This window comes from Giesbergeria sinuosa (genome assembly GCF_042652905.1).
Classification (GTDB): Bacteria; Pseudomonadota; Gammaproteobacteria; order Burkholderiales; family Burkholderiaceae_C; genus Simplicispira; species Simplicispira sinuosa.
Map to the genome: position 1 here is coordinate 54,441 of NZ_JBHSHJ010000005.1, position 26,360 is coordinate 80,800.

At 59.7% G+C, this 26,360-nt stretch carries 23 protein-coding genes; 15 read left to right on the forward strand and 8 right to left on the reverse strand.

All coding sequences use genetic code 11. From position 1 onward, the window contains the following. Positions 1-71: 71 nt before the first annotated feature. From minC to minE, 3 genes are all read left to right on the forward strand, one after another. Entirely contained in the window at positions 72-821 is a 750-nt protein-coding gene (gene minC / locus ACFO6X_RS08190) for a septum site-determining protein MinC (protein WP_382431887.1), read from the forward strand. A 62-nt stretch (positions 822-883) separates the two neighbouring features. After that, entirely contained in the window at positions 884-1,699 is an 816-nt protein-coding gene (minD, locus tag ACFO6X_RS08195) for a septum site-determining protein MinD (RefSeq protein ID WP_382431889.1), read from the forward strand. A gap of 7 nt (positions 1,700-1,706) precedes the next feature. After that, the gene (gene minE, locus ACFO6X_RS08200; RefSeq protein ID WP_382431891.1) at positions 1,707-1,970 is read left to right on the forward strand and encodes a cell division topological specificity factor MinE; all 264 of its coding nucleotides are present in this window, start codon (positions 1,707-1,709) and stop codon (positions 1,968-1,970) included. Here the strand turns inward: minE and recQ are convergent. Continuing rightward, positions 1,967-3,847 (reverse strand): DNA helicase RecQ, encoded by a 1,881-nt coding sequence (recQ, locus tag ACFO6X_RS08205; protein WP_382431893.1) that lies wholly within the window; start codon positions 3,845-3,847, stop codon positions 1,967-1,969. The two genes, minE and recQ, sit on opposite strands and share 4 nt — an antisense overlap. Before the next feature lie 152 nt (positions 3,848-3,999). Here recQ and ACFO6X_RS08210 point away from each other — a divergent pair, with 152 nt between their 5' ends. Next, the gene (locus ACFO6X_RS08210; RefSeq protein WP_382431895.1) at positions 4,000-4,233 is read left to right on the forward strand and encodes an FmdB family zinc ribbon protein; all 234 of its coding nucleotides are present in this window, start codon (positions 4,000-4,002) and stop codon (positions 4,231-4,233) included. Positions 4,234-4,399: 166 nt separating this feature from the next. Beyond that, positions 4,400-5,767 (forward strand): hypothetical protein, encoded by a 1,368-nt coding sequence (locus tag ACFO6X_RS08215; RefSeq protein ID WP_382431897.1) that lies wholly within the window; start codon positions 4,400-4,402, stop codon positions 5,765-5,767. Positions 5,768-5,800: 33 nt separating this feature from the next. Here ACFO6X_RS08215 and ACFO6X_RS08220 read toward each other — a convergent pair whose 3' ends face one another. Genes ACFO6X_RS08220 through lplT form a run of 4 tightly spaced genes read right to left on the reverse strand, consistent with a single transcriptional unit; the run spans position 5,801 to position 10,411 of the window. Next, on the reverse strand, positions 5,801-6,715 hold the full coding sequence (locus tag ACFO6X_RS08220) for a M48 family metalloprotease (RefSeq protein ID WP_382431899.1): 915 nt from the start codon (positions 6,713-6,715) through the stop codon (positions 5,801-5,803). After that, positions 6,712-7,236: an SH3 domain-containing protein gene (locus tag ACFO6X_RS08225; protein ID WP_382431901.1), complete on the reverse strand. Its 525-nt coding sequence runs from the start codon at positions 7,234-7,236 to the stop codon at positions 6,712-6,714. The genes ACFO6X_RS08220 and ACFO6X_RS08225 overlap by 4 nt, the downstream gene beginning before the upstream one ends. Before the next feature lie 17 nt (positions 7,237-7,253). Beyond that, complete coding sequence (locus ACFO6X_RS08230; protein WP_382431903.1) at positions 7,254-9,086, reverse strand: CHASE2 domain-containing protein; 1,833 nt, start codon at positions 9,084-9,086, stop codon at positions 7,254-7,256. A gap of 20 nt (positions 9,087-9,106) precedes the next feature. Then, the gene (gene lplT, locus ACFO6X_RS08235) at positions 9,107-10,411 is read right to left on the reverse strand and encodes a lysophospholipid transporter LplT (protein WP_382431905.1); all 1,305 of its coding nucleotides are present in this window, start codon (positions 10,409-10,411) and stop codon (positions 9,107-9,109) included. Positions 10,412-10,571: 160 nt separating this feature from the next. Here lplT and alr point away from each other — a divergent pair, with 160 nt between their 5' ends. Together alr and ACFO6X_RS08245 are read left to right on the forward strand one after the other, a co-directional pair. Continuing rightward, a complete protein-coding gene (gene alr / locus ACFO6X_RS08240) occupies positions 10,572-11,699 on the forward strand; it encodes an alanine racemase (RefSeq protein WP_382431907.1) in 1,128 nt (375 codons plus the stop codon). Positions 11,700-11,829: 130 nt separating this feature from the next. Then, a complete protein-coding gene (locus tag ACFO6X_RS08245) occupies positions 11,830-12,846 on the forward strand; it encodes a cytochrome-c peroxidase (protein ID WP_382431909.1) in 1,017 nt (338 codons plus the stop codon). 74 nt (positions 12,847-12,920) lie between these two features. On the opposite strand, the gene ACFO6X_RS08250 is transcribed toward ACFO6X_RS08245, so the two are convergent. The 3 genes from ACFO6X_RS08250 to ACFO6X_RS08260 form a co-directional block, all read right to left on the reverse strand. Further along, the gene (locus ACFO6X_RS08250) at positions 12,921-13,814 is read right to left on the reverse strand and encodes a CoA transferase (RefSeq protein WP_382431911.1); all 894 of its coding nucleotides are present in this window, start codon (positions 13,812-13,814) and stop codon (positions 12,921-12,923) included. A 60-nt stretch (positions 13,815-13,874) separates the two neighbouring features. Beyond that, entirely contained in the window at positions 13,875-16,349 is a 2,475-nt protein-coding gene (locus tag ACFO6X_RS08255) for a GspE/PulE family protein (protein WP_382431913.1), read from the reverse strand. 86 nt (positions 16,350-16,435) lie between these two features. Continuing rightward, a complete protein-coding gene (locus ACFO6X_RS08260) occupies positions 16,436-17,962 on the reverse strand; it encodes a YifB family Mg chelatase-like AAA ATPase (protein WP_382431915.1) in 1,527 nt (508 codons plus the stop codon). Between the two features lie 217 nt (positions 17,963-18,179). Between ACFO6X_RS08260 and ACFO6X_RS08265 the strand changes: the two genes are divergently transcribed. From ACFO6X_RS08265 to ACFO6X_RS08300, 8 genes are all read left to right on the forward strand, one after another. Then, complete coding sequence (locus ACFO6X_RS08265; protein ID WP_382431917.1) at positions 18,180-18,908, forward strand: TorF family putative porin; 729 nt, start codon at positions 18,180-18,182, stop codon at positions 18,906-18,908. 52 nt (positions 18,909-18,960) lie between these two features. Continuing rightward, on the forward strand, positions 18,961-19,299 hold the full coding sequence (glnK, locus tag ACFO6X_RS08270) for a P-II family nitrogen regulator (RefSeq protein WP_382431919.1): 339 nt from the start codon (positions 18,961-18,963) through the stop codon (positions 19,297-19,299). 26 nt (positions 19,300-19,325) lie between these two features. Next, positions 19,326-20,774, forward strand: coding sequence for an ammonium transporter (locus ACFO6X_RS08275; RefSeq protein ID WP_382431921.1), 1,449 nt, complete (start codon positions 19,326-19,328; stop codon positions 20,772-20,774). A 253-nt stretch (positions 20,775-21,027) separates the two neighbouring features. Further along, positions 21,028-21,807, forward strand: coding sequence for a PhzF family phenazine biosynthesis protein (locus ACFO6X_RS08280; protein ID WP_382431923.1), 780 nt, complete (start codon positions 21,028-21,030; stop codon positions 21,805-21,807). Between the two features lie 322 nt (positions 21,808-22,129). After that, the gene (locus ACFO6X_RS08285) at positions 22,130-22,951 is read left to right on the forward strand and encodes a YoaK family protein (RefSeq protein WP_382431925.1); all 822 of its coding nucleotides are present in this window, start codon (positions 22,130-22,132) and stop codon (positions 22,949-22,951) included. Between the two features lie 77 nt (positions 22,952-23,028). Then, entirely contained in the window at positions 23,029-23,892 is an 864-nt protein-coding gene (locus ACFO6X_RS08290; RefSeq protein WP_382431927.1) for a ProQ/FINO family protein, read from the forward strand. Positions 23,893-24,033: 141 nt separating this feature from the next. Further along, on the forward strand, positions 24,034-25,515 hold the full coding sequence (locus tag ACFO6X_RS08295) for a DUF7151 family protein (RefSeq protein ID WP_382431929.1): 1,482 nt from the start codon (positions 24,034-24,036) through the stop codon (positions 25,513-25,515). Between the two features lie 23 nt (positions 25,516-25,538). After that, positions 25,539-26,138: a phage tail protein gene (locus tag ACFO6X_RS08300; protein WP_382431931.1), complete on the forward strand. Its 600-nt coding sequence runs from the start codon at positions 25,539-25,541 to the stop codon at positions 26,136-26,138. Positions 26,139-26,360: the final 222 nt, after the last annotated feature.

The following is a 26,360-nucleotide window of genomic DNA, read 5'->3' on the forward strand; positions in this document are numbered from 1 at the left end:
AAGCGCGCGCGGTACACTCCGCTGCTTATGGAAGCGCGCCCCTGATCGCTCCTTTTCAACCCCTCTCGCCCATGGCCATTGACACTGCGGTACAGAATCGCTCCAGCTTTGACCTCAAGAGCGCCTCGCTGCCCGTAGCGGCGGTGATGCTCAAGAGCACCGATGTCGGGGTGCTGGCCGCCGAGTTGGCCCAGCGCCTGGCCGACGACCCAGACTTCTTCGACAACGACCCGGTACTGATCGACCTGACCGGTGTGCGTGACGAGCCCAAACCCATTGACTTTGCAGCACTGGCCCACCTGCTGCACCAGCACCGCACGGTGCCGGTGGCAGTGCGTGGTGGCAGCACCGCACAGATGGCAGCCGCCCACAGTGTGGGCTTGGTGGCAGCCTCCGATGCCCCGCCCGCTCGCCCGCCAGCACCACCGGAGGTGCGCGAAATCATTCACGAGGTAGTGCATGAAGTAGAAGTGGTGCGGCCTGCACCCAGGGTGCCAGCCGTGGTGGTAGACAAACCCCTGCGTTCGGGGCAGCAAGTCTATGCGCGGGGCGCTGATCTGGTGGTGCTGGCAATGGTCAGCTTTGGTGCCGAAGTGATTGCCGACGGCAACATCCATGTGTATGCACCTTTGCGTGGGCGTGCCATTGCTGGCGCCAGGGGCGACACCGGCGCGCGCATCTTCACCACCTGTATGGACCCCCAGTTGATCTCGATTGCGGGCATTTACCGCACCACCGAAGTAGCCATTGCTGCCGAAGTCGTGGGCAAACCCGCCCAAGTGCGGCTCGATGGCGAAAAGCTGCTGATCGAACCGCTCTGAGCGTCTGCCCGCTGGCTTGAACCCACATCCGAATCTTACCTATTGCACAGGAATTTCAATCCATGGCCAAAATCGTTGTCGTGACCTCAGGCAAGGGGGGCGTGGGAAAAACCACCACCAGCGCCGCATTTTCTTCCGGTCTCGCGCTGCGCGGTCACAAAACAGCCGTGATCGACTTTGATGTGGGGCTGCGCAACCTTGACCTCATCATGGGCTGTGAACGCCGCGTGGTTTATGACCTGATCAACGTCATCCAAGGCGAAGCCAACCTCAGCCAAGCACTGATCAAAGACAAAAACTGCGATAACTTGTTTATCTTGGCGGCCTCGCAAACCCGCGACAAAGACGCACTGACCTTGGAAGGCGTAGGTAAAGTGCTCCAGGGTTTGGCCGAAATGGGATTTGCCTATATCGTCTGCGATTCTCCAGCCGGTATCGAAACCGGCGCCCTGATGGCCATGCACTTTGCCGACGAGGCCTTGGTAGTGACCAACCCCGAAGTCTCCTCAGTGCGCGACTCCGACCGCATTTTGGGCATGTTGGGCAGCAAAACGCAACGGGCCATCGACGGTGGCGAAGCGGTCAAAGAACATCTGCTTATCACCCGCCACGATCCCAATCGGGTCGAAGATGGTCACATGCTGTCTATCACCGACATCCAAGACATTTTGCGCATTCCGCTGATTGGGGTGGTGCCTGAGTCCGAAGAGGTGTTGCAAGCCTCCAATCAAGGCCTGCCCGCCATTCACCTCAAGGGCACTGATGTGGCCGAGGCATACCATGATGCGGTAGCACGCTTCTTGGGCGAAGACAAGCCCATGCGTTTTACCGATGCGCAAAAGCCCAGCTTCTTCAAGCGCATCTTTGGCGGGAGGTAGGCTGCGCATGTCCTTGCTGACCTTGTTTCTGGGAGAGAAAAAAACCTCTGCCAATGTGGCTCGTGAGCGCCTGCAAATCATTTTGGCGCACGAGCGCACTGGGCGCAATGCAGCCATGCCCGACTACCTGCCCGCTTTGCAGCGCGAGTTGCTGGCCGTCATTTCCAAGTATGTGTCGATTGATCTGGACGACATCAAAGTCCATCTGGAACGCCAAGAGAACCTCGAAGTGCTGGAAGTGAAAATCGAGCTGCCCGAAGTTCTGCGTTAAACCCTTGGTGAGTTGCATACCCGCAGCACTTCGGCCCCGTAGGCTTGCAATTTTTTGGCCCCCATGCCGCTAATACCTTGCAAATCCGCCAGTGTGCCCGGCTGCTGCTGCGCAATGGCGGCCAGCGTGGCATCGTGAAAAATCACATAAGCAGGCAAACCATGCTCGCGGGCCACCTCGGCACGCCAGGCTTTCAAGTTGATAAAACGGGCCAAGGCTGCCTGGTCTAGCCCCTCGGCCACAGGGGGCAGGCTGGCGGCTGTGCGGCGCTGACGGCGCTCACGCAAACCAGCAGGGGCTGCTACCGAAGCGCGCAAACGCACCGGCTGCTCGCCACGCAGCACCGCCCGTGAGGCATCGGTCAGGCACAGGGTATCAAAGCTGTGCCCATTGTCCAATTGCACCTTATGCAATCCCACCGCACCGGTGGCTAACAACTGACGCAGCACCGCACGCAATTGCAACTCGCCAAATTCTGGCCCAATACCAAAGGTAGAGAGCTTGTCGTGACCATATTGCACGATTTTGTCGGTACTTTTGCCACGCAACACATCCAGTGTGTGCTGGGTACCAAAGTTGAGTCCACTGGCCTGTTGGATACGGTAGATGGTCGATAGCAGCTTGCGTGCGCAGTCGGTAGCATCCCAAACTTCGGGGGGGTGCAGGCAATTGTCGCAATTGCCGCAGGGCGTCGATGCCTCGTCAAAATACGCCAACAGGCGCACCCGGCGGCAGTCCGTAGCCTCGGCCAATGCCAACAGCGCCTCTAGCTTGCCACGCAGCGCCTGTTTAAACTCTTCAGCGGCGGGGCTTTCATCAATCATGCGCCGCTGGTTCACCACATCGCTCAAGCCATAAGCCATCCAAGCATGGGCGGCCAGCCCATCGCGGCCCGCACGGCCTGTTTCTTGGTAGTAGCCTTCGATGTTCTTGGGCATATCGACATGGGCCACAAAGCGCACATCGGGCTTATCGATGCCCATGCCAAAGGCAATGGTGGCCACCATGACAATGCCCTCTTCGCGCAGAAAGCGATTTTGGTGCTCTTGGCGCAACTCGGCGGGCAAACCAGCATGGTAGGGCAGTGCCGCAATGCCGGCATGGGCCAACATTGTGGCCAACTCCTCCACCCGTTTGCGAGACTGGCAATAGACGACCCCCGCATCGCCCGCATGTTCGTCTTTAATGAAGCGCAGCAATTGGCCCGTCACGTCTTTGCCTTTTTCAGCAATGGTGTAGCGGATATTGGGCCGGTCAAAACTACTGACAAACAGCCGCGCCTCTTCCAGCTGCAGCCGCTCAATGATGTCGGCACGGGTCAAGGCATCGGCAGTAGCTGTCAGGGCAATGCGCGGCACAGCCGGAAAACGCTCATGCAGCACGCTCAGGGCACGGTATTCGGGCCGAAAATCATGGCCCCACTGGCTTACGCAATGGGCCTCGTCAATGGCAAACAGGCCCAAGCCCCCCTGCTGATACAGTGCATCGAGCAGTGCCAAAAACCGTGGTGTATTCACACGCTCAGGGGCTGCGTAGAGCAAGGTGATGGCACCCGTGCGCAGGCGCTGCTCCACCTCCTGCGTCTGCTGCCAATCCAGTGTCGAATTGAGAAAGGCGGCCTCCACCCCCGCTTCGTGCAAAGCGCCCACTTGGTCTTGCATCAATGCAATCAGTGGTGAGACCACAATGGCTAAGCCTTGGCCTTGCTGTTGGCGCACGATGGCTGGAATTTGGTAGCACAGCGATTTGCCCCCGCCCGTGGGCATGAGCACCAGCGCATCGCCCCCGGCAATCACGTGCTCAACAATGGCCTGTTGTGGCCCCCGAAACTGCGGGTAGCCAAAAATGTGGTTCAAGACCGAAAGCGCAGCAGACAAGGCAAAACTCTTTGTGTGGGTGGGAGTGGTGGAGAAAGGCCCGCAGGCACATGGGCCTTATTGTGCGCTGGGCGCCAATCCAGCAAGGTGGCCTTGGCAAGACCTCTGCCGGTGCTGAGAATAGACCCTTTTATCTGGATACACGCTCTGCTATGCCCATCTATGAATATGCTTGCCAAGACTGTGGCCATGCTTTTGAAACCTTGGTGCGCTCGGGCACTGTGCCTGCATGCCCCAGTTGCCAGTCGCAGCAGTTAGAAAAACAACTGTCGGTGTTTGCCACTACCAACGAGGCTGCCCGGACAGTGCCCTTGCCTGCCAGCCCCTGCGGCAGTTGCAGCCATCCCGGCGGGCCGGGTGCCTGTGGCTTTGCAGGGATGCACTAAAAGCCCTGCGGAATGTGGGCCAGTGCAGCCGCCCAAAGGGCTATCGTTGATCCCACATTGGGGTGGTTAAGGCTGCACCGCTGCTGTGCTGTCGTGGGTGCACAGCCGTCTTTTGCCCTGTTTTTTGCTGGAATACCAGTGACAGATTTGCGGTTCAATGGCAGCCATGACTGTTCATCTGGACTCCTCTCTGCCTCCTGCGGCGGCCTTGCCGGGTAGTGCGGCAACCCGCCCAAGCAGTCCCTTGCTGCCGCGTGAGACGCCAGCGCCGGTGGGTGCTGCTCCTGCCACCACCGCGCCCCCTGCACCCACTGCGGGGGCGCTGGTGCATATCTCGGCCCAAGGGCGCCAGAGTCTGGGGCAAGCAGCAGCTCAATTGCACAACCAAAATACCCTCTTGCAGGCGCTGGGTGCGCCACTTCAGGCTGGTGTGCCCCTCCCGGCCACACGAACAACCACACCGCTGCCAAAGGCAGCACCAACACCCTCTACAGTGCCCACCTCGACAGAGCACAGTGCGGCCCAAGCGCCTGCACTGCCTGCACAGCACAGCCCGCCACTGCCCACCAATGCCTGGATTCAGAGCTATGCTGGTCACAAGCAAGACTTGCCTACCTTACCACCAGCGGCCCCCAAAATGCTGCTGACCAGCCATTCGGACGCCACCACCACAGACCCCTCCACCACAGGCCACCCAATCGGGGAAAAGACCATCGCCAGACCGGCAGCAATGCACTGGCCCTCCCACGGTGTGGGCAAGCCATTGCACACCTTGGTACAAACCTTGGTGCAGCAAGCCACGGCGTTGCTAGGCCCCCAGCGGGTGCTGGCAGCGCAGCACTGGCCTGCCGCACTGGTACCTGTGGTAGACCCACAACCCCCTGCCAAGGCCGAGCCAGACCTGGCCCCTTTGCAAACTTGGCTGGTTCACCAAGGGGTGGTACAAACCCGAGAGGGGCCACGCGGGGTGTCCATCACCTTGCGGGTGCCTACACCTTGGCTACGCGCTTGGGAACAAGCGCAGGCCACCGCCCAGCCATCGCACACAGGCAATGGTTGGCTCGGCAGCCCACAACCGGCACCCAGCGCAGGAACCGGAACACCACGCCCACTGCAAGCAGTCTTTGTGGGGCCATCGGCCAGCCTGCAATCGGGCACCTTGGCATTGGCCTTGGAATCTCCAGGCATGGCCGGGATGCGCACCAGTGCGCTCATGCTGCTGGAGTTTCAGCCACTGTTGCGCTCGTCAGCCAGCGCACAGGCCAGCACACTTTATGGTCGCCATAGTGCCCCCCATCTGCGCCAAGACCCTTGGCTGCACATGGCGACCATCCAAGCCAGTGGCCATGTTCACCATGAAGAGGAGGACATGGTGCATCCCAGTGCGGCCCTGTGCGACACCCCAGGCTGCCCCTACCAAGGCGAAACAGCCTGTGTGCAGCCTTTCTGCATGGCCTTGCGTGGCCCAGCGCCAGTAGATGCATTGGCTGGCAGCTCCAGCACCCCCAGCCCCCACACACCGGGGCTGCGCTGAAGATGCGGGGCATCTGTGGCAGAAAAAGCCCGCTTAGCGCAATTGACGGCGCATGGCCAAGAAACGTTTCTCGTTCTCGGTGGTGTCGGCCTGGGCCAGTTGGCTACTCACCATGGGTTCAATGCGCTGGCTGCGCTCGGTGGGTGCTGGGTGGGTACTGAACAAAATGCTGTAGTTGGCATCGCCCTTGGAACCAGAGGCCGCATACAAGCGCAGCACATTGGGCAAACCTTGGGGGCTATAGCCAGCGCGTGCGGCATACAACACACCAAGGCGGTCGGCCTGGAATTCATCGCTCTGGTCTAGCCCCCGGCTATAGATGTTGCGCACGGCATTGACCATCGCACTGCTCACCACCCCACTGCCTGCTTTGGCCTTGACCACACCCCCAGCTATTTGGGCAAAGCCGCCCTTTTTCAGGGCCGCAAGGTAGTGACCGCGGGTGACATGGGCAATCTCATGGGCCAGCACACCTGCCAACTCGGCCTCGGACTCCAGTTGCTTGAGCAACCCCAGCGTAATGAAGATGTAACCACCGGGGGTGGCATAGGCATTGACAGCATCGGTATCAATGACACCAAAGCGCCAGGCAAACTGGATGGGCTTGCCCTCTTTGTCTAGGGGTTTATCGGCCTGAGAGGCCACCCAGACACCCACTTGGTTGACATAGCGTTGCACGCGCTCGTTGCGCAACAAGGGGCGCGCGCCCAATAACACTGCCGAGAACTCGGTGCCCAGCGTACGCTGCTCGGCAGCAGTGTAGTCTTTAAAAGCAGCCGTGGCACCACTGACCACGTCATGCACCACATCCAAGGTGTTGTGGCCTGTGCTGCCACCGCCCAATTGGCCGACCAAATTGCCCACAGGGGCCACGCTCATGGTCTCGCAGGCACTGAGCAACAAGGTGCCCAACAGCAAAGCGGCAAGGCGGGTAGGCTTGGTGATCATGGTGCATCTCCCTTGGGTGTGGCAAATGAACGGGCTTGCAATTTTCCGTTGCGGGCAAACTGTTCAGCCTGTGCTGGTGTGACGGCATAGGTTTCCAGCATCTGCACTTCTGCTGGGGCAGGCTGGGCTTGGGCCAATTGCTCGGGCGTGAGGCCGCGCGTGCCGGTGGTGGCTGTGGGCCGGTTGCTGTTGGCGGTAAACAAGCCCGCCACTCCCGTCAGAGGGTTGGTTTGGCTGCTGGCGCTGGTGCTGCTCACTTCCAGTTTGACATGGGTCACACGCACCCAACCTTCGCGCTTGTTGACACGCACTTTGAGCCAGCCACCCTGGGTTTCGAGGTGCTCGACCTGAGCACCAGAGTCCAGCTGCTCCAATACCTTGGCATCCAAGGCGGGGCCGGCGCGCAAGGTGGTGGCGGTGGCCACTTCTACCGTTTTGGCCCAGGCACTCACACCCAGTGCCAACCCTACACCGGCACACAGCCAATGCCGCCAGCGGCTCAGAAAGAATGAAGTATTCACGGTATCTCTCCTGTGGTTCAGGGCTTGCGCCGATGTGGCTCGAACAACCGCACCGCCTGTTCGCGGCCCTTGACCGTAAAGTCGCCCCGGTCAATGAAGTCAAAGGCATCACCACAACGTTCTCGGGTGGTCTCAGAGACCAATACCCTGGCTACGCCTTTGGTGCAACCCTCGATACGGCTGGCCAAATTCACAGTATCTCCGATAGCGGTGTAATCCAACCGCTGGCTACTGCCCAGAAAGCCTACCACGGCAGGCCCAGTATGCACACCCACGCCAATATCAAAACGGGCGCTGGGGTCGTCCAGCTCTGCCATAAAGCGTTCTAGTGCCTCACCCATCGCCAGTGCAGCCTCCACAGCCAACCGGGCATGGTCGGCTTGGGCCATAGGCGCACCCCAAAAGGCCATGATGGCATCGCCAATGAACTTGTCCAGCGTGCCTTGGTGGGCAAAGATCACTTGCACCTGGGCATCAAAGTAGTGGTTGAGCAACGCCACAATAGCCTCGGGTGGGCGGTGTTCCGACAAATGGGTAAAGCCCCGGATGTCAGAAAACAGCACCGTGATCTCCCGACTGGCCGTCACTTGGGCTTGGGCCACCTGCTGCGCATCGGCAATTTGCGCCACGATGCGCGGGTCCACAAAACGCGAGAACATCGCCTGCACATGGCGGCGCTGGCCCATCTCTAGCCGAGAACTCAGCAAGCCAAAAGCCAGCAGAGCCATGGTGCCCCACACCAACGCCGACACAGGTATCCAATACACATGGCGCCCCAGTAACCCAGCACTGGCCCCCAGCGCCCCCACTATCACCAATGCCTGCACCGCCACAATCCAACCCACAGGCCGGTGCAGGCCAAAAGCCAGTGCCACCCCCACGATGCTCAGCAACGCCAACAACGGGTTGGCCCAAACTGGCGCATCGCGCAGCCAATCGCCCGCTTGCAGATTGGCCAGTGCCGTAGCCAACACAAAGGCACCAGGGGTAGTAGCGTCCAGCGGCGTGGGCACAAAATCCAGCAAGCCGGGGGCAGTGGAGCCCAAAACGATGATCTTGCCACGGGCATCAAAGGGCAAGGCTCCGCTGCCAGTTTGGGTGGCCAAATAGGCTTGGGCATAGGGAATGCGGGTGAACTCCTGACCATACCAGTGCAACCGAAAGCGCGGCTGGGCCGGTTGCGGCAGGTTCAGTGCTTGTGCAACCCGCCCCACCAAATGGGGAATCCACCACCCCTGGACAATGCGGCCCGTTTCGGTCTCGCGGCCTGTGCCATCGGCATCCTTGATGAAGTTGATATACCCAGTGCGCCAGACCTCGGCAGGCAAAGCTGCTGGGCCATCAATGCCATAACGCGCATCGGGGTTGGCACCGGGCAGGGCGCGCAAGCCCATCGCCGGTGGGGCCAAGGCCAGCGGTGCTTGGTCGGTAGAATCCTCCATCAGCACCATAGGCACAAAGGCCCGCTCAAAGCGCAAAGCTTGGGCCAGCGCCACATCGTTGTGCGGGCGAAAACGGTCGGGCGTATTGAAGATCAGATCAATGACGATGGCACGCGGCTGCTGGGCCGCCAGCTGCTCGATCAGTTCCGCATGAATCACGCGCGGCCAAGGCCAAACCCCAGCCAACTCAAACATCTGCGGATTCTTGAGCGAAGGTTGGTCAATATCGATCACCACCACATCGGCGGGGGGCACACGGCTTTGGGCTTGCCAGCGCAGCAAGGCATCGCCCACGCGCTGATCCAGCGTGTCGAGCCGGTGCAGCCAGAGCAGATCTCCTGCAGCCAGCACCAACAACACCAGCGCCAGTAAGGTATGCAAGATGGCGCGGCGGCTGGGTGCAGGCATGGTACAGGTGCGCAGCAGGATCAGTGGTGTGCGTCGTGGCGGGCAATGTGCAGCAGGTGCTCTACTTCGTGGCTATGGTGGGTGCAGTTGTGGCAGTGCCAGCGCCGAATGATCCACATCGTGCCAGCCACCACAATGCCAAAGACCGCAATGGCACCAAAGGCCGACAGCCCCAGTTTGGTAGACAGTGCATACAAGCCCCCCAACCCCAAAATACAGGCTTGCTCATTGAAGTTTTGCACCGCAATAGAGCGCCCCGAACCCATCAGGTTATGGCCCCGGTGCTGCAACAGTGCATTCATGGGCACCACCAAAAAGCCGCCCAAGCCCCCCAACACAATCAAAAAGGGCACAGCCAGCCAGATGGTATCGATGAAATTCATCAAAATCACCAGCACCCCCATGGCAATGCCCAATGGAATGACACGGGTAGCGCCATCTAGGCGCATCCGGGCCGAGGCCAGCACTGCCCCAGCAGCCGTACCAATGGCCACCACCCCGACCAAAGCCGAAGCCGAAGTGGTGCTGTAGCCCAGCGCAGCTGCAGCCCAAGCCAATACGATATAGCGCAAATTGCCCGATACCCCCCAAAACAAAGTAGTTGTGGCCAACGAAATCTGACCCAGCCGGTCATGCCACAAACGCCGGTTGCAGCGCCAAAAATCGGGCAACAGCGCCAAGGTGCTGGCCAGCACACTGTGTTGTGGATCGTGGCGCAGTGGCCGCATTTCAACGCCCGTGTGCGGGATGCGGGTATTGAACCAAGCAGCGGCCAGATACAGGCTGATCAGCGTAGCAATTGCTACTTCGGGTGCGGTATCAATGCTGGTATCCATTCCCGGCACATCAATGCCCAACAACAACGGCGCAATGACGGGCCCCACCAATTGCCCACCCAACAACACGCCCAAGATGATGGAGGCGATGGTCAAGCCCTCAATCCAACCATTGGCCTTGACCAATTGCGAGGCCGGCAACAACTCCGTCAGGATGCCGTACTTGGCTGGTGAATACGCCGCGGCCCCCAGCCCAACCACCGCATAAGCCAACAGCGGATGCGAGCCAAACAGCATCATCAAGCAACCCACCACCTTGATGGCATTGCTGACAAACATCACCCGCCCTTTGGGCAGTGCGTCGGCAAACGCACCCACGAAGGGCGCCAAAATGACATAAAACAGTGCAAACATAGGCACCAGCGCGGCACGCTGCCACTCGGGTGCGCCGCCGGTGCGCAACAGCTCCACAGCGGCCACAAACAAGGCATTGTCGGCCAGCGAGCTGAAAAACTGCGCCGACATGATGGTGTAAAAACCGCGCTTCATCAATGAATGGCCATAAGGGGAGTGCTGGGGCGAAGGCAGTGGCCCGGTGCAGAAAAAAAGGGGGCGCTGGCGGCTGCAATGGCAAAAGATGGGCGGTTATATCACGCAAGCGGTTCCATTGCGGTGCCAGAATCCCCCGCATATTCCCTGAGTGCCAGCCATGCCGCGCCCTATCCACGCCACCATCCATACCCTTTCTCTGCAACACAATTTGGCCCGCCTGCGCACGGCAGGGGCTGATGCCCGCCTATGGGCCGTCGTCAAGGCCAATGCCTACGGCCACGGCATTGAGCGCGTTTTTGAAGGGCTGCGGGCCGCCGATGGCTTTGCCTTGCTCGACTTGGATGAGGCAGCACGGGTGCGCCAACTGGGCTGGCGTGGCCCAATCTTGTTGCTAGAAGGTGTGTTTGAACCGCGCGATCTGGAGTTGTGCTCACGGCTGGGGCTGTGGCACACCATCCACTGTGAGGCACAGATCGACTGGCTGGCCGCACACAAGACACAGATGCCACACCGTGTGTTTCTCAAAATGAACTCCGGCATGAACCGGCTGGGCTTTACGCCACAGCGTTTTCGCAGTGCTTGGGCACGGCTCAATGCTCTGCCACAGGTAGAAGAGATCTCATTTATGACCCACTTCAGTGATGCCGATGGCCCGCGCGGCATCGCCCACCAAATAGCCACCTTTGCCACGGCCACCCAAGACCTGCCCGGCGAGTGCACCTTGGGCAACAGTGCTGCTACGCTGCGCCACAGCCAGAATGTGCTGGCCCGTGGCGACTGGCTGCGCGAAGGCATTGCGCTCTATGGCAGCTCCCCCGACCACCCAGAGCACTGCCTGCAAGACTGGGATTTGCGGCCCGCCATGACCTTGGGCACCCGCCTCATTGGCATGCAGCAACTCCAAGCGGGTGATACCGTGGGCTATGGCTCCTGCTTCACTGCCAATGGCCCAATGCAAATTGGCGTAGCCGCCTGTGGCTATGCCGATGGCTATCCGCGCCATGCCCCTACAGGCACGCCAGTGCTGGTCAACGGCATCCGCACTCGGCTGGTGGGCAGGGTCAGTATGGATATGTTGACGGTGGATCTGACCCCCGTGTTGGCCGCTGGTGGGCCGGTGGACTTGGGCAGCGAAGTGACGCTGTGGGGGCGCGCCACCAATGGCACCGTGCTGCCCATTGACGAAGTGGCCCAGGCTGCAGGCACCGTGGGCTATGAGCTAATGTGCGCGCTGGCCCCCAGAGTGCCCGTGGCGGTAGAGCCCGGAGATGGCCCACTTTGTTGAGGTGCATCAAGGTCTGCCCACCCCATTGTTTTCAGAATGCAATTTTGGGGATGGTCTACGCCTTTGCAAGCAAAGTGCTGGTGGGGTGAAGCAGGCTATTCCTTGTCTGTGCCAGACAAAGGGGTGCATCATGAAACAGCGTTCTACTTTCCGTGCCATTCTGGGAGGGCTAACCACCACAGCCCTGCTGGCTATGGGGGCCGTCCAAGCCAAAGACATGGCCCCAGAACCGATACAGCCTGTCCCAGCAGCCAAGGTGACGCATCCGGCCAAAGTGGAGTTGGGCAAAAAGCTGTTTTTTGATCCGCGTCTGTCGCGTTCAGGCTTTATCTCGTGCAACTCCTGCCACAACCTGAGCATGGGTGGCTCAGACAACCTCAAAACATCTATTGGCGACAAATGGCAAAAAGGCCCGATCAACTCGCCCACAGTGCTCAACTCCAGCCTCAATCTGGCCCAGTTCTGGGACGGGCGCGCCAAAGACTTGCGCGAGCAGGCCGGTGGCCCCATTGCCAACCCTGGCGAGATGGCATTCACCCACGATCTGGCCGTAGACCTGTTGCGATCCATTCCAGAGTACGTGAGCGAATTTAAAAAGGTGTTTAGCACCGACAAGCTCAGCATTGACGAAGTCACACTGGCCATTGCTGCTTTTGAAGAAACGCTGGTCACACCCGATGCACGCTTTGACCAATGGCTCAAGGGCAACAAAAAGGCACTGAATGCACAAGAACTGCGCGGCTATCAAACCTTCAAGGCCAGTGGTTGTGTGGCGTGCCACAACGGCGTGAATGTGGGCGGCAACTCATTCCAAAAAATGGGCATTGTGGAGCCTTACAAAACCGACAACCCCGCTGAAGGTCGCGCCGGAGTGACCGGCAAGGACGCCGACCGCTTCAACTTCAAAGTGCCAACACTGCGCAATGTGGCACTGACCTATCCGTATTTTCATGATGGGGCTGCCGACACCTTGAGTGAAGCAGTGGACACCATGGGACGCCTGCAACTGGGCAAGACGTTTACCCCGGCAGAAAATGCCGACATCGTGGCCTTTTTGAGAACCCTGACCGGCAAACAACCCCAGCTCACGCTGCCCATTTTGCCCCCTTCCAGCGACCAAACCCCACGGCCCAAGCCGTTTGAGTGAGTCTGCACGCCGCGCCATCGCAAGCAAAGCGGGCATGGGCCACACCCTCTGGCCCCACCACCATCCGCCCCCCATCAAGGCAGGGTGTAAAGCGGAATATCTTTGTCGTGTGCCAGCACTTGCAGTTGGGCACGGGTCTGCGGAGCCACAAACTGGGCAATAGCCGCATGGGTGCTGGCCGTGCGCAAAGTGGCAGCATCACCTTGCGGGGGCAGACCGGCTGCCTCACACAGGCGGGCCGCAAAATGAGGCTCCAAGGCCGCCATGGCAACCCTGCCATCAGCACAGGGATACATCTGGTAGCCAGCATGGGCACCGCCGGTGTCGCTGTCAGCGTGCATCAGCCCCCATGTGGCGGGCAGTGCCATCCATTGGGCCGATTCAGCCAGCCCCACGTCCAAGCACACGCCTTGTCCATCTTGGGCACACGCCAATTGGGCCTGCAACACGGCCTCACTGGCGGCCAAGCTACCTGCCATGTCGGCCAACAGGGTGGGGGGCATCTGCAAGCCTTGCAACAGCCCCGCTTCGGCTTGGTAGGTCAAGTCGTGACCTGGCTCTTCGGCACGCTGGCCCGTAGCGCCCACAATGCGCACCAGCGACAGCTGGGGGTAGCGGGCATGCAGTGCCTCCCAGCCCAGCCCCAGCTTGTCCAGCGCCGAGGGCCGAAACGAGGTGAGCAGCACGTCGGCGTTGGCCAACGCGGCATGCAGCACGGCTTGGCCCTCGCTGGTCTTGAGGTGGGCGTGCAATACCCCCACACCATCGTGCAAGGCAGCATAGGCCACTGGGCTGTAGTGGCCCATAGGGTCGGCAGTAGGCTGCCCCAGCGGGGGCGGCGGCTCCAGCTTGGTGCATTGTGCGCCCATCGCCGCACAGCGCAGCAGCGCGGCGGGGCCAGGCAGGTTCAGCGCCAGACTCAAAATACGGACGCCCCGCAGGGGTTGAACAGAAAAGGTAACAGTCATAACAAAATCGGTAGATCCAACAACAACCAAGCCATTGTGACGGCCCAAGCAGCTAGCCTGTCAGCCATTGCAATTGGCCCGCACCTCTTCTAGGCTGGTCAGGCCTGCCAGCACTTTCTCAATCCCATCTTGACGCAGGGTACGAAAGTGGCTGTGCTGCATAGCCGCCTGCTGAATCGCTTCTGGGCGGGCGCGTTGCTGAATGCAGTGGCGCACCTCGGGTACCACCAGCAGCAGCTCGTGCAGCCCCAAACGCCCACTCAGGCCCGTGTGGTGGCAATGGACACAACCAGGGGCATGGGCGCGCAGCAACTGATCGTTATGGCCATACTGGTGCAACCATTGCGCTCGCTGTGCTTCTGGGTCAGGACGCAAGGCCTCGGGAAAGGAGCGCAGATACTCGTGCAGCAGCGTCTGGATGTAATCCTCATCGGCCACCTCGGTGCGTTTGCATTGTGGACACCACTTGCGGGCCAGCCGTTGGGCCAGCACAGCCAGCAACGAGTCGGCAAAATTGAAAGGGTCCATGCCCATATCCAGCAAGCGGATAATGGTCTCGGGGGCGCTGTTGGTATGCAGGGTGCTGAGCACCAAATGGCCAGTGAGCGAAGCCTCCACAGCGACCTGGGCAGTCTCCTGATCGCGAATCTCACCCACCATGATGATGTCGGGGTCGGCACGCAAGAAGGCGCGCAGCGCCTTGGCAAAAGTCCAATCGATTTTAGGATTGACCTGCACCTGGCGCAGATCGGGATTGGTGATTTCTACCGGGTCTTCAGCCGTCCAAATTTTGCGCTCGGGGGTGTTGAGGTGTTGCAACACCGAATGCAACGTCGTGGTCTTGCCAGAGCCTGTGGGGCCAACGCACAGCACCATGCCATAAGGACGCTCTACGGCCTCGGTCAATTGGCGGTGGTTGGCGGGTGACAGCCCCAAAGCAGAGAGGCTTACGGGCTTGGCCGATGACAACAAACGCAGCACCACATCTTCGGCACCGGCCTGGGTAGGAATGGTCGCTACCCGCAACTCCAAATGGTGACCGCTGGAAAACTTGTTGAAATTGATCTTGCCATCTTGGGGCTTGCGCCGCTCCGAGATGTCTAATTCGCACATGATCTTGATGCGGGCCACCAAGGCCGAACGGTAAGTGTGTGGCAACTCCATGTAAGGTGCCAGCACACCATCGCGCCGAAAGCGAATTCGTATCTTGCGCTTGCCGGGGTAGGTTTCGATGTGGATGTCCGAGACGCCCTGCTTTTGTGCATCGATGATCATGGTGTTGATCAGTCGCACCAGTGAGTTATCGGTCTGGGTGATCTGGGGCGCAACGTCTGCGGTGTCTTCCTCTTGGCTGCTGTCCAGCTCCAAAGAGGCACGCAATTCGCTGGCCGACACCGGTACAACCTGTTCTTGGGGCCGCCCCCCAGTCTGGCCCCCAGAAGTGTCTAACCCCGCATGCGCGTAGCTGGGCTGAATCAGTTCTGCCAGTTGAACCGCCCCGGCCAACGCGGCCAACACACGCGACTGGGTCAGGAACTCCAGTGCATCAATGGTGGAACGCAAGGAGGGGTCTTCTGCGGCAACCACCAGCAGTCCCGGACGTTGCAGCAATGGCAAGACATGCAAACGCTGGGCCATCGCAAACGGTACTTTTTTCAGCGCCTCGGCATGGATTTGGAACCGGGCCACATCCACGACCGGGTAGCCCATCTTGCGCACCAGTGCCATCTGCAAGTCTTCGCGCGAAATCTGACCGCTTTGCACCAGCATCTCGCCCAATGGGGCGCCACGCTCGGTTTTTTGCTTCTCCAGCACATCGGCCAACTGTTCTCTGGTCACCAGCCCCAGCGCCGTCAAGGCCTCACCAATGCGAACCACTGGCATACGGGCCTGCTGCTCCAGTGCCACCAAGAGTTGCTCGGGATCGACAATTGCATTGCCCGACAACGAGGAGGACAGGGAGGTTGGCTCCTCCTGTGCTGGGGTTGGTGCTGGCGGTGCAGAAGGTGCAGCAGCTACAGGTTCGGGCGTGGGGCTGGCCGCTTCTGGCACCGGCTCCAACCATTGCACCTTCTGATAGGCCTCGCGGGGGTAAAAAACACATTCCAGCGGCCCATTCCCCTCCAAAGGCTGAAACAAAAACAAGCCCATACCGTTTTCTACATGCCCCACGGTTTGGCCCTGCACCAAATCAGCATGGCGCAGAGTCAACAAGAAGCGACTGGGCCGGTCTATCGCTGGCGTGGCCGTGGTTGCTTGCAGCGTCTTGCTCAACCACAGGCGACGCACCATCGCAAAGCGCAGGGTCATGGTGGTGCGTGCTGGGGGCTGCTGCACCAGAAAAAACCGTCCGGCCTCATTGGCCGACACCAGCAACAGGCTGCGCACCTGCCCATTGATCGCCTCCATGTGGCAACTCAACCCTTCGGGGCTGGCTGGGGCATGGACATAGCCGCCACCGGGCGGCAAGGGCCAGTCAATGGCGACCACCTCAGTGGATACGGTTCCTGGTGGGGGAGAAGAGACAGGCGTCATGGTTCAAAAACACATCCAATCAGGCGATGAAAAAGCAGTATGCACAGGGGCGAGCCAAAGCACCACGGCAAAACTACCACGGCACATCAGTGGTGCATCCCGCGCCGGTACTGCATGGCTTCTGCCACATGACCGACTTGGGTATGCTGCGCCCCGGCCAAATCGGCAATGGTGCGGGCCACCCGCAGGGCACGGTGCATGGCCCGTGCCGACCAGCCCAACCGGGCGGCAGCCTGTTGCAGAAATTGGGCCGCCGCAGGCTCTAGCAGCAAATGTGTGTCTATCGCCTGCCCCTGCAATGCTTGGTTGGTACACCCCTGGCGTTGTACCGCCCGACCCCGCGCCTGCACCACGCGCGCCCGCACTGCGGCACTGGATTCGCCCGATGGCGTGCCCAAGAGGTCTTGTGCAGGCAATGTCGGCACTTCCACATGCAGATCAATACGATCGAGCAAAGGGCCACTGAGCTTGCCCTGATAACGGGCCACCTGATCTGGGGTGCAGCGGCAGGCGCGGTGGGCTGCCCCCAGATAACCGCAGGGGCAGGGGTTCATGGCTGCGACCAATTGAAAACGGGCGGGAAACTGCGCCCGCTGGGCTGCACGGGCAATCGTGATTTGTCCGCTCTCCAGCGGTTCGCGCAGCGCCTCTAGGGCCGTGCGCGAGAACTCGGGCAACTCATCCAGAAACAGAACCCCATGATCAGCCAGCGAGATCTCGCCTGGACGCGGTGGCGAGCCTCCGCCCACCAGTGCCACCGCACTGGCTGTGTGGTGTGGGCTGCAGGTGGGGCGCTGCCCCCAGCGTTCCAGCGCAAAGCGCCCCGCCAAACTGGCTACCGCAGCACTTTGCAAGGCTTCATCGACCGACATGGCGGGCAACACCCCCGCCAGACGCTGCGCCAGCATCGATTTGCCCGAGCCTGGCGGCCCCAACAGCAACAAACTGTGCCCCCCGGCAGCCGCAATTTCCAGCGCCCGGCGGGCACCCACCTGTCCTTTGACGTCGGCCAAATCTGCACCCACAGCCTCACCTTGTACAGGCTGGGCACCCATGCGTGCCCACCCCTCGCCCTCAGCAGGGGGCACGCTGCCCTGCGGCAAAAACTGTTGCACCACATCCAGCAAATGGCGCGCACGGTAGACCTGGGCATGGGGCACCAACGCCGCCTCCTCGGCGCTGCCCGGCGGCAATACCAGCCGCGCCTGCACCTGCCCGGTATGCAAAGCCAAACTGGTGGCCAATGCCCCCCGCACAGGCCGCAATTGGCCCGATAGCGACAACTCGCCCGCAAACTCATACCCTGCCAGCCGCGCAGCATCAATTTGGCCACTGGCAGCCAAGATGCCCAAAGCAATGGGCAAATCAAACCGCCCCGAATCTTTGGGCAAGTCTGCCGGGGCCAGATTGACCGTAATGCGCTTGTTGTGCGGAAACTCCAGCCCCGCATTCTGGAGCGCCGAACGCACACGCTCTCGGGCCTCTTTAACCTCCACATCTGCCAGCCCCACCAACGTGAAACTGGGCAGGCCATTGGCCAGATGCACCTCCACCGTCACAGGTGGAGCCTGCAAGCCCAACAGGGCACGACTTTGCACTAGCGCAAGACTCATTTGCTCATTCTCCCCAGACAGGTGCGGTAGGGCCAGATCTTGCCCCCCAACGGCAGCATCGGACTGCACCAAAAAAGTGCATCCATCTTGGCGTTGCCATATTGTCACTGCAACAGTGGCGGCTACTGCCCACCATCGCCCCTTGGAAGTCAGGCAAGTTGGCACGCTCTGTGCTTGGAGAGTACCGAACCATTCAACCATCCCCACTGGAGGAACCATGATTGCAGCATCCCTCAAAACCCTCGGCGTCGCTTTGGCCTGCGCGCTGCCCCTGCTGGCCAGCGCCCAAGTCACCGGCAACCTGAGCCTGACCACCAACTATAAGTTCCGTGGTCAAGATCAGGACGCCAGCCGCAGCAAAGCCGTCAAGCCTGCGCTGCAAGGTGGTTTTGACTATGCCTTTGGTGACACCGGCTGGTATGTCGGCAACTGGAACTCCAGCGTAGACTGGCTCAACGGCAACTCGCTGGAAGTGGACGTGTACGGCGGCTACAAGTTCAAGGCAGGTGATGTCGATATGGACGTAGGGGCGCTGGCCTATTTGTATCCGGGCAACAGCGTGGGCAACACCACCGAACTCTACGGTGCTGCCACTTTTGGCCCCGTCACCGCCAAATACTCGCACACCGTCTCTAAAGACTATTTCGGCTGGGCTGGTGCCAAAGGCTCTGGCAATCGGGGCCGCAACACTGGCTACCTGAACGTGGCCTTTGCCAAAGAAGTGATGCCCAGCGTCACCTTCAAGGCCTCGGTGGGCTTTACTCGCTTCTCCAGCGACATCAAAGATTTGGGCGTTCCCAACTATGTGGACTACAGCGTGGGTGGTGCCTATGACTTGGGCAGTGGCCTGTCGCTGGGTGCTGCTGTAGTGGGTGCCAACAAGAAAGCCTATTTTGGCGATGTCAACAAGGCCCGTCTGCTCGTCACTCTGACCAAGACGCTCTAACCCCATAACCCCCGTGGGCGCCCCGGCGCGCCCTTTTTCTGGAGAAAAACCGATGAAAATGGTGACTGCCATCATCAAGCCCTTCAAGCTCGACGAGGTGCGCGAGGCGCTCTCGGACATCGGCGTGCAAGGCATCACAGTGACCGAGGTCAAGGGCTTTGGCCGGCAAAAGGGCCACACCGAACTGTATCGGGGTGCCGAATACGTGGTCGACTTCCTGCCCAAGGTCAAGCTCGAAGCAGCCATTGCTGACGATCTGGTCGAGCGCACCATCGAGGCCATCGAGACCGCAGCCCGCACCGGCAAGATTGGCGACGGCAAGATTTTTGTCTCGCCCCTAGAGCAGGTGGTTCGTATCCGCACTGGCGAAACCGGCCCGGAAGCCCTCTAGGGCCACCCCCATAGCGAGAGATTGCCATGAAAAAACTACTTGCCTCCGTTTTGCTGGGTTTGGGTGTGCTGGTCAGTGCGCTGCCCGCTTCTGCCCAAACTGCGGCAGCCCCCGAGCCTGCGGCTGTGGTGGCTCCTGCTGCCACTGCCAGCGCCGAGCCAGCCGCTGCCGTAGCAGCTCCAGCAGCAGCCCCGGCTCCCGTGGCTGAAGCAGCTGCGGCCCCTGAGGCTGCAGCAGCCCCGGCCCCCACACTCAACTCTGGTGACACCGCCTGGATGCTCACCTCGACCCTGTTGGTCATTTTGATGATCATCCCAGGCTTGGCCCTGTTCTACGGCGGCTTGGGCCGCTCCAAGAACATGCTGTCGGTGCTAGTGCAAGTGTTTGTCATCTTCTCGATGATTACGGTGCTCTGGGCTGTGTATGGCTACACCTTGGCATTCACTGGCGATGGCCTATTCATTGGTGGATTGGACAAACTGTTCCTCAAGGGCATTGCCCCCGACACGCTCTCGGGCCTGTTGCCTACGATTCCTGAGTATGTGTTTGTAGCCTTCCAATCCACCTTTGCCGCTATCACCGTGGCTTTGATCGTGGGCTCGTTTGCCGAACGCATCAAATTCTCTGCAGTGCTGATTTTTGCAGTGCTGTGGTTCACCTTCAGCTACCTGCCTGTGGCACACATGGTCTGGGGCGGTGGTTTCTTGGCTAAAGATGGCGCGCTCGACTTTGCTGGTGGCACCGTGGTACACATCAACGCCGGTGTGGCCGGTCTGGTGGGCGCCTACATGGTGGGCAAGCGCATTGGCTACGGCAAAGAAGCCCTGACCCCCCATAGCCTGACCTTGACAATGGTGGGTGCCTCTCTGCTGTGGGTGGGTTGGTTTGGCTTTAACGCCGGTTCTGCCGGTGCTGCCAACGGTGCGGCCGGTCTGGCCTTTATCAACACCACCTTGGCCACAGGTGCCGCTACCCTGTCTTGGTTGGCAGTAGAAGCCCTGCACAAGGGCAAGGCTTCGATGCTGGGTGCCGCCTCGGGTGCTGTGGCTGGTCTGGTCTGCATTACACCGGCTGCTGGTTTTGTTGGCCCCATGGGCTCCATCGTGATGGGCCTGATTGTTGGCCCCATCTGCGTCTGGGGTGTGGGTGGTCTCAAGCGTCTGCTGCGTGTAGACGATGCCTTTGACGTCTTTGGCGTGCATGGCTTGGGCGGTATTGTGGGTGCCATTCTGACGGCAGTGTTTGCCTCGCAAAGTCTGGGCGGCACCGGCGGCCTGACCCCCGACACCTTCTCGATGGGCCATCAACTGTGGGTGCAGATTGAAGGCGTGCTGCTGACCATCGTCTGGTCTGGTGTGGTGTCGTTTGTCTCGTACAAGATCGCTGATGTGTTGGTGGGCCTGCGGGTATCGGAAGAAGCCGAACGCGAAGGTTTGGACATCACCTCCCACGGCGAGACGGCTTACACCCGGTAAGCCGCCCCTGCCCGGCTGTGGTGTCTGGTGGTGCCACAGCCGGGGCACTCCTTTTCTTTGCGACCAACTCCTCTGGCCTGTCATGGGCCATTTCACCCGCCCTTCAAGGCGGGTTTTTTTATGGCTGCTAGGCTAAACCGGCCTCAGATGGAAGTATGGTGCGAGCCAGCGTAGTAAGGGCACTGTGCACAAATGCGGCCTTGCACAGTGGCCGGTTACTCGGGCCTGGGGTTTCTTTCCACATCCACCGAATATGAAAATCAAACAATACCAAGTAGATGCGTTTGCAACCAAAGCATTTGAGGGAAACCCGGCGGCTGTGCTCCCACTGGATCACTGGCTGGACGATCATTTGCTCCAAGCCATTGCAGAAGAAAATAATTTATCTGAGACAGCTTTCTTCGTTCCCCATCACAAAGGATTTCATCTGCGTTGGTTTACTCCGGTGCAAGAAGTCAATCTTTGCGGTCATGCCACACTGGCCGCGGCCCATGTAATTTTCAACATTCTGGGCTACGCCCAATCCACCATTACCTTTCAAACACGCAGCGGTGAGCTGTTTGTAAAAAAGCACGGCGATCTTTTGCAGATGGATTTTCCTGCCTATCCGCCAGTTGCCTGCGATATTTCAGAAATTTTGGTTCAGGGTCTTGGCATACGCCCTATCGAAGTAAGGGCTGCCGACGATTATGTGGCTGTCTTTGAGACTGAAGAGGCCATTCGTGCCATCACCCCCAACCACGCTTTGCTGAGTCAACTTGGCTTGCGTGGCATCATCGTTACAGCCCCCGGTTCAGACGTAGATTTCGTCAGTCGTTTCTTCTGCCCCAAATTGGGCATTCCAGAAGATCCTGTTACAGGTTCTGCACATTGTGCGCTTGTACCCTATTGGGCCCACCGACTTGGCAAAAATAAACTGCGAGCAAAACAGATTTCCAAACGCGGTGGCCTCCTGATATGCGAAGCACTGAGCCATCGGGTGCTGTTGTCTGGCAATGCTATCACCTTCATGGAAGCAGAAATTTCTTTCTAAATACCACCATTCCCGCGCAAAGGCAAAATCCAACGAGACCATCGATTTATCTTTCAATCGGGTCTTGCTCATTTCTCAAAATTCAATTTTTTCTTCCAAAACAGGCAGTCCTATAATTTCGCCGATGCCACCAGACCATCACACCCCATACAAGCTGTTGTTTTCTGGGTCAGGGTGGGGGCAAAATCTGGCACCAGCGGCATGAACAGCCCCCTTCTTCTGGGCCGCTCAAACCTTGCTCGGGGTATTTGCTACCCCAGCAAACTGAGCGCCATCTACCCACTGTGCTGCAACACCACAACAGCCAGATTCTGCTCTCGCCATGCGCCGCTTTCGCCACCTGACAGGTCAACACCGCACCGACATCAGCAACCGCCGCTTGGGCCTGTTATTGGCGTTCAATGCGGGCGCCATCAACGCGGGGGGCTTTTTGGTGTTGCGGCTCTACACCTCGCACATGACAGGGTTCGTCTCCATGTTGGCCGACAACCTAGTGCTTGGCAATATGGTGCTGGTGCTCAGTGCGTTGGGAGCACTGTTGTCCTTTGTTGGCGGTGCTGCCCTGACCGCCATTCTGGTCAACTGGTCGCTGCGCCATCGTCTGCACAGCGCCTATGCGCTACCTCTGCTGATAGAGGCACTGCTCATGCTGGTGTTCGGTTTGGTAGGCAGCATCACGCTAGACTGGCACACCCCGTTTGCGGTGCCGGTCACGGTGTTGCTACTGTCATTCATCATGGGGGTACAGAATGCTACGGTGACCAAGATGTCCTCCTCACAAATTCGAACCACCCACATGACAGGGATCATTACGGATTTGGGCATCGAGTTGGGCAAAATGCTCTACTGGAACCGCAGTGCCCGCCGCCCCGAACAACAGGTGCGGGCCAACCGCCAGCGTCTGCGCTTGTTTGTCGGGCTGTTAGGGATGTTTTTAGTCGGTGGCATTGTGGGGGCATGGGGCTTCAAGAATTTGGGCTTTGTCTCGGTAGTGCCATTGGCTCTGATCTTGCTCACGCTGGCAATACCACCGTTGTGGATAGACCGTGCCTGTCTGTTACAGCCCTCGCGCCGCCTACAAGCAGACACATCCGCTGCCACCACCCATACAGTAGCCTCGGCACCCCCGCCCCCCACGGCCTGATGGCCCTCCCCCCGCCCGATGTTGGCCCGAGGCTGGCATCATTCGACACTTTGACTTTGATCTGACCGATTTCTTCCATGACCGATTCCGTGCCCGCAGCCTCTACCTCGTCCTCTCCTGTGGCTCCCGCTCCTGCCGCAGAGGTGGCAGCCGCCACCGCCCAGCCTGTGGAGGCTGCCGCTGGCAACGCCCAGGCTGCTGCGCCCCGACGCCCTCGCACCCGCCGGGGCAAACGTGGCACCACAGACCGCAACCCCACAGCCACCACGGCACCGGCGGCCACACCATCTGGCGCTACCGAATCGACCCGCCGCGCGCCACGCCCAGTCCCCCCAACCTTGCAAAAACTGGCAGAGCTCTATCCACAGCTTTTTGGTGCAGTGTTTCGCCCCCTGAAGCGGGGCATCTTTCAAGATATGGTGGCAGCCCACCCCGACCTGTTTGAACGCGAAGCCCTCAAGCAAGCTTTGGGGCTGCACACGCGCTCCACCCGCTACCTGCAAAGCGTGGCCACAGGCCAGCCACGCCACGATCTACAAGGTCAGCCCGTGGAAGCTATGGCACCCGAACACATCCACTATGCACTGCTTGAGGTGTACCGCCGCCGCCAAGGGCAAAACCACCCAGAACTGACAGCCAAACTGTGTGCGCGCATCGTCGCCAATATCGAAACCAGCGGCCTGTCACGAGAAGACTACGCCGAGCGCGTACGCACCCGCGACGACGCGGCCAATGCCCTGCTAGACCAAGCATTGAACGATCTATCTGCCAAGATGGCCCGCGAAGAAGCCCTGCTGCGTACCTTTGAAGCCAGCGGCCAAAAAACCGTACAAGCCTTTGCCGACATGTATGGCATGGACATCAACACCGTGGTGCGCTCCCTGCACAGCGCCCGCAGCCGAGCGGCCAAAACAGCAGCATCCGACACCGCAGCCGAGTAAAACCAAAGGCACCAAGCAGCCAACATCTTGGTGCAATTCTTTTGTGTACATCGCCCCTAGGGGACTGATACGCTTTTCAGATAACGCAACGGCTGGTTCATTAGCAGGACGGCCTGTGCGTATCACTTTTGAGGAAAGCGCATGTTCCCCCTGTATTCATCTGAGCGTTGGCGCATTTGGCTAGCGTGTACCACTACTGCATTTGCATTGGGTACAGTTCCCATAGCATCAGCAGGCATTCCAGCCACCATCGCCTACCAAGGCCACCTGACACAAACGGGCGGCTCACCACTGACGGGCACCACCACACTCCAAATCAGTTTGTACACCACCGCCAGTGGAGGCACTGCCTTGTGGAGTGAGACACATACCAACACCAATGTCAGCAATGGCGTATTTGCTGTGCCATTGGGCAGTATCACCCCACTGACTTTGCCATTTGACACCCCCTATTACTTGGGCGTAACAGTGAATGGTGGCACCGAACTGCTCCCACGCCAGCCACTGACCAGTGCACCCTATGCTCTGAATGCACTCAGTGCCAATACCGTCATGGATGGTGCTATCACCGCCAGTAAATTGGGTGAAAACTGTGCAGCCGGTGAAACGCTCCTGCGCAACGTCTCGGGTTGGGCTTGTGGTCTTGTACCTGGGACTCCTGGTGCCACTGGCCCCGCAGGCCCGGCTGGCCCTGCAGGAGCACAGGGTGCTGTTGGCGCTACTGGCCCCGCTGGCCCTGCGGGAGCCCAAGGGGCCACTGGCCCCGCAGGTAGCTCAGGTGCCGCAGGTGCCAATGCTTTGGTGCAGCTCACCACAGAACCTGTGGGCATCCACTGTGCTGTGGGGGGAACCAAGGTAGAAGCAGGCAGTGATGCAGATGGCAACAACACACTGGATGTCGATGAAGTCACTGTGACACGCTATGTGTGTAACGGAGCACAAGGCCCCGTGGGCACCGCAGGGCCGGCCGGAGCCATCGGCCCGCAAGGCCCAACAGGTGCCACCGGAGCCGCCGGGCCTGCAGGGGCCGCCGGCTCTGTAGGCCCAGCCGGGCCGCAAGGCCCCATAGGCGCCACGGGCCTTGCAGGTCCAATAGGGCCTGCTGGCAATGCAGGAAGCAATGCCTTACTCAAAATAAGCACGGAAGTGGCAGGAGCCAACTGTGCAACAGGAGGGGTAAAGGTCGATGCTGGCAACGATAGCAACGCCAACGCGACGTTGGACGCCGCAGAAGTTGTCACTACGCGTTATGTATGCAACGGAGTGCAAGGCATACAAGGGGTTCAAGGAGCTACGGGCCCCATGGGGCCCGCAGGCCCGGCAGGCAGTGGTGGTGGTACGACAGGGCTAACCACCGTGGTGCATGGCTGTTTTGATGGCAGCCTCACCTCGGTCAATGGCACAGGCTACACCGTCAGTCGCAACGGTTCCAACTACACCATCGGCTTTACCAACGCTTTTAACAGCACCAACTACAGCCTGCTGGTTGATGCACGCACCAGCACGGGCCGCTCTAGAGCCATTACCAGTACCGGCAAAACGACCAATGGCACTACCTGGAGTGCCGGTTGGCTCGACACCATCGAAACCCAAGGCTCCATGTGCTTTGTAGCGGCGCTCTAAGAACAAGACCCACGACCTTCATCATGAAAAACTCCACTTTGCAGAAAATTCGCCAAGCCACTGCTTGTAGCGCACTCTTATTCGCCGTGGGCCTAGGGGCACCTGCGTATGCTCAAGAGCAATTCCTTGGTGAGATCCGGATGTTTACGGGCAACTTTGCCCCCCGTGGTTGGGCCTTGGCTCAAGGGCAAATCATGTCCATTGCACAGAACCCGGCGCTTTTCAGCATCCTAGGCACCACCTACGGGGGCAACGGGCAAACCACTTTTGCGCTGCCCAACCTGCAGGGAAGGGTGCCCATAGGCGTAGGAGGCTCGTTAAATGCCAACCTTGGCAGCACGGGCGGTCAGACATACGTCACGCTCAACAGCACACAACTGCCCGCACACAACCATTCACTGAATGTGAGCAGCAATGCGGCCACGACCAGCCAAAGTGGCACCGACAAGGTATTGGCTGTTGCCCAGAACGCTGGCATCTACAGCACCGAAGGTGCAAGCACCACGTTAAACCCCACCAGCATTGGCATAGCAGGCAACAGTGCCCCCGTCTCCACCATGCCTCCTTACCTGACGATCAACTACATCATTGCGTTAGAAGGTATTTACCCCACCCGGGAATAAAGAGGGTTGTTGCAGACCATGTCCACTCCTACCTCTCTCACAAATTCCAGCCGGTACGCTAGTCTTCGCCCCTCATGGGGTGCCGCTTTAGTCACATTGGTGGCGGCCCAATCTCTTGCCGCCCAGACGCTGCACATTCAAGCAACGGCAGGCCAAGCGGTCACAGGGTTCTCCAGCAATACACAGTATGCATTGGTCACTGGTCTCTACAGTCCTATTGCA

Bases quoted from the DNA above. Each gene is read 5' to 3' on its own strand.
- ACFO6X_RS08280 (WP_382431923.1), top strand. From the start codon at position 21,028: ATGAAAATCAAACAATACCAAGTAGATGCGTTTGCAACCAAAGCATTT.
- ACFO6X_RS08265 (WP_382431917.1), top strand. From the start codon at position 18,180: ATGATTGCAGCATCCCTCAAAACCCTCGGCGTCGCTTTGGCCTGCGCG.
- ACFO6X_RS08290 (WP_382431927.1), top strand. From the start codon at position 23,029: ATGACCGATTCCGTGCCCGCAGCCTCTACCTCGTCCTCTCCTGTGGCT.
- ACFO6X_RS08260 (WP_382431915.1), bottom strand. From the start codon at position 17,962: ATGAGTCTTGCGCTAGTGCAAAGTCGTGCCCTGTTGGGCTTGCAGGCT.
- ACFO6X_RS08295 (WP_382431929.1), top strand. From the start codon at position 24,034: ATGTTCCCCCTGTATTCATCTGAGCGTTGGCGCATTTGGCTAGCGTGT.
- minE (WP_382431891.1), top strand. From the start codon at position 1,707: ATGTCCTTGCTGACCTTGTTTCTGGGAGAGAAAAAAACCTCTGCCAAT.
- ACFO6X_RS08245 (WP_382431909.1), top strand. From the start codon at position 11,830: ATGAAACAGCGTTCTACTTTCCGTGCCATTCTGGGAGGGCTAACCACC.
- ACFO6X_RS08300 (WP_382431931.1), top strand. From the start codon at position 25,539: ATGAAAAACTCCACTTTGCAGAAAATTCGCCAAGCCACTGCTTGTAGC.
- ACFO6X_RS08215 (WP_382431897.1), top strand. From the start codon at position 4,400: ATGACTGTTCATCTGGACTCCTCTCTGCCTCCTGCGGCGGCCTTGCCG.
- ACFO6X_RS08230 (WP_382431903.1), bottom strand. From the start codon at position 9,086: ATGCCTGCACCCAGCCGCCGCGCCATCTTGCATACCTTACTGGCGCTG.
- ACFO6X_RS08220 (WP_382431899.1), bottom strand. From the start codon at position 6,715: ATGATCACCAAGCCTACCCGCCTTGCCGCTTTGCTGTTGGGCACCTTG.
- ACFO6X_RS08255 (WP_382431913.1), bottom strand. From the start codon at position 16,349: ATGACGCCTGTCTCTTCTCCCCCACCAGGAACCGTATCCACTGAGGTG.
- ACFO6X_RS08285 (WP_382431925.1), top strand. From the start codon at position 22,130: ATGCGCCGCTTTCGCCACCTGACAGGTCAACACCGCACCGACATCAGC.
- minC (WP_382431887.1), top strand. From the start codon at position 72: ATGGCCATTGACACTGCGGTACAGAATCGCTCCAGCTTTGACCTCAAG.
- ACFO6X_RS08275 (WP_382431921.1), top strand. From the start codon at position 19,326: ATGAAAAAACTACTTGCCTCCGTTTTGCTGGGTTTGGGTGTGCTGGTC.
- glnK (WP_382431919.1), top strand. From the start codon at position 18,961: ATGAAAATGGTGACTGCCATCATCAAGCCCTTCAAGCTCGACGAGGTG.
- lplT (WP_382431905.1), bottom strand. From the start codon at position 10,411: ATGAAGCGCGGTTTTTACACCATCATGTCGGCGCAGTTTTTCAGCTCG.
- minD (WP_382431889.1), top strand. From the start codon at position 884: ATGGCCAAAATCGTTGTCGTGACCTCAGGCAAGGGGGGCGTGGGAAAA.
- alr (WP_382431907.1), top strand. From the start codon at position 10,572: ATGCCGCGCCCTATCCACGCCACCATCCATACCCTTTCTCTGCAACAC.
- ACFO6X_RS08250 (WP_382431911.1), bottom strand. From the start codon at position 13,814: ATGACTGTTACCTTTTCTGTTCAACCCCTGCGGGGCGTCCGTATTTTG.
- ACFO6X_RS08210 (WP_382431895.1), top strand. From the start codon at position 4,000: ATGCCCATCTATGAATATGCTTGCCAAGACTGTGGCCATGCTTTTGAA.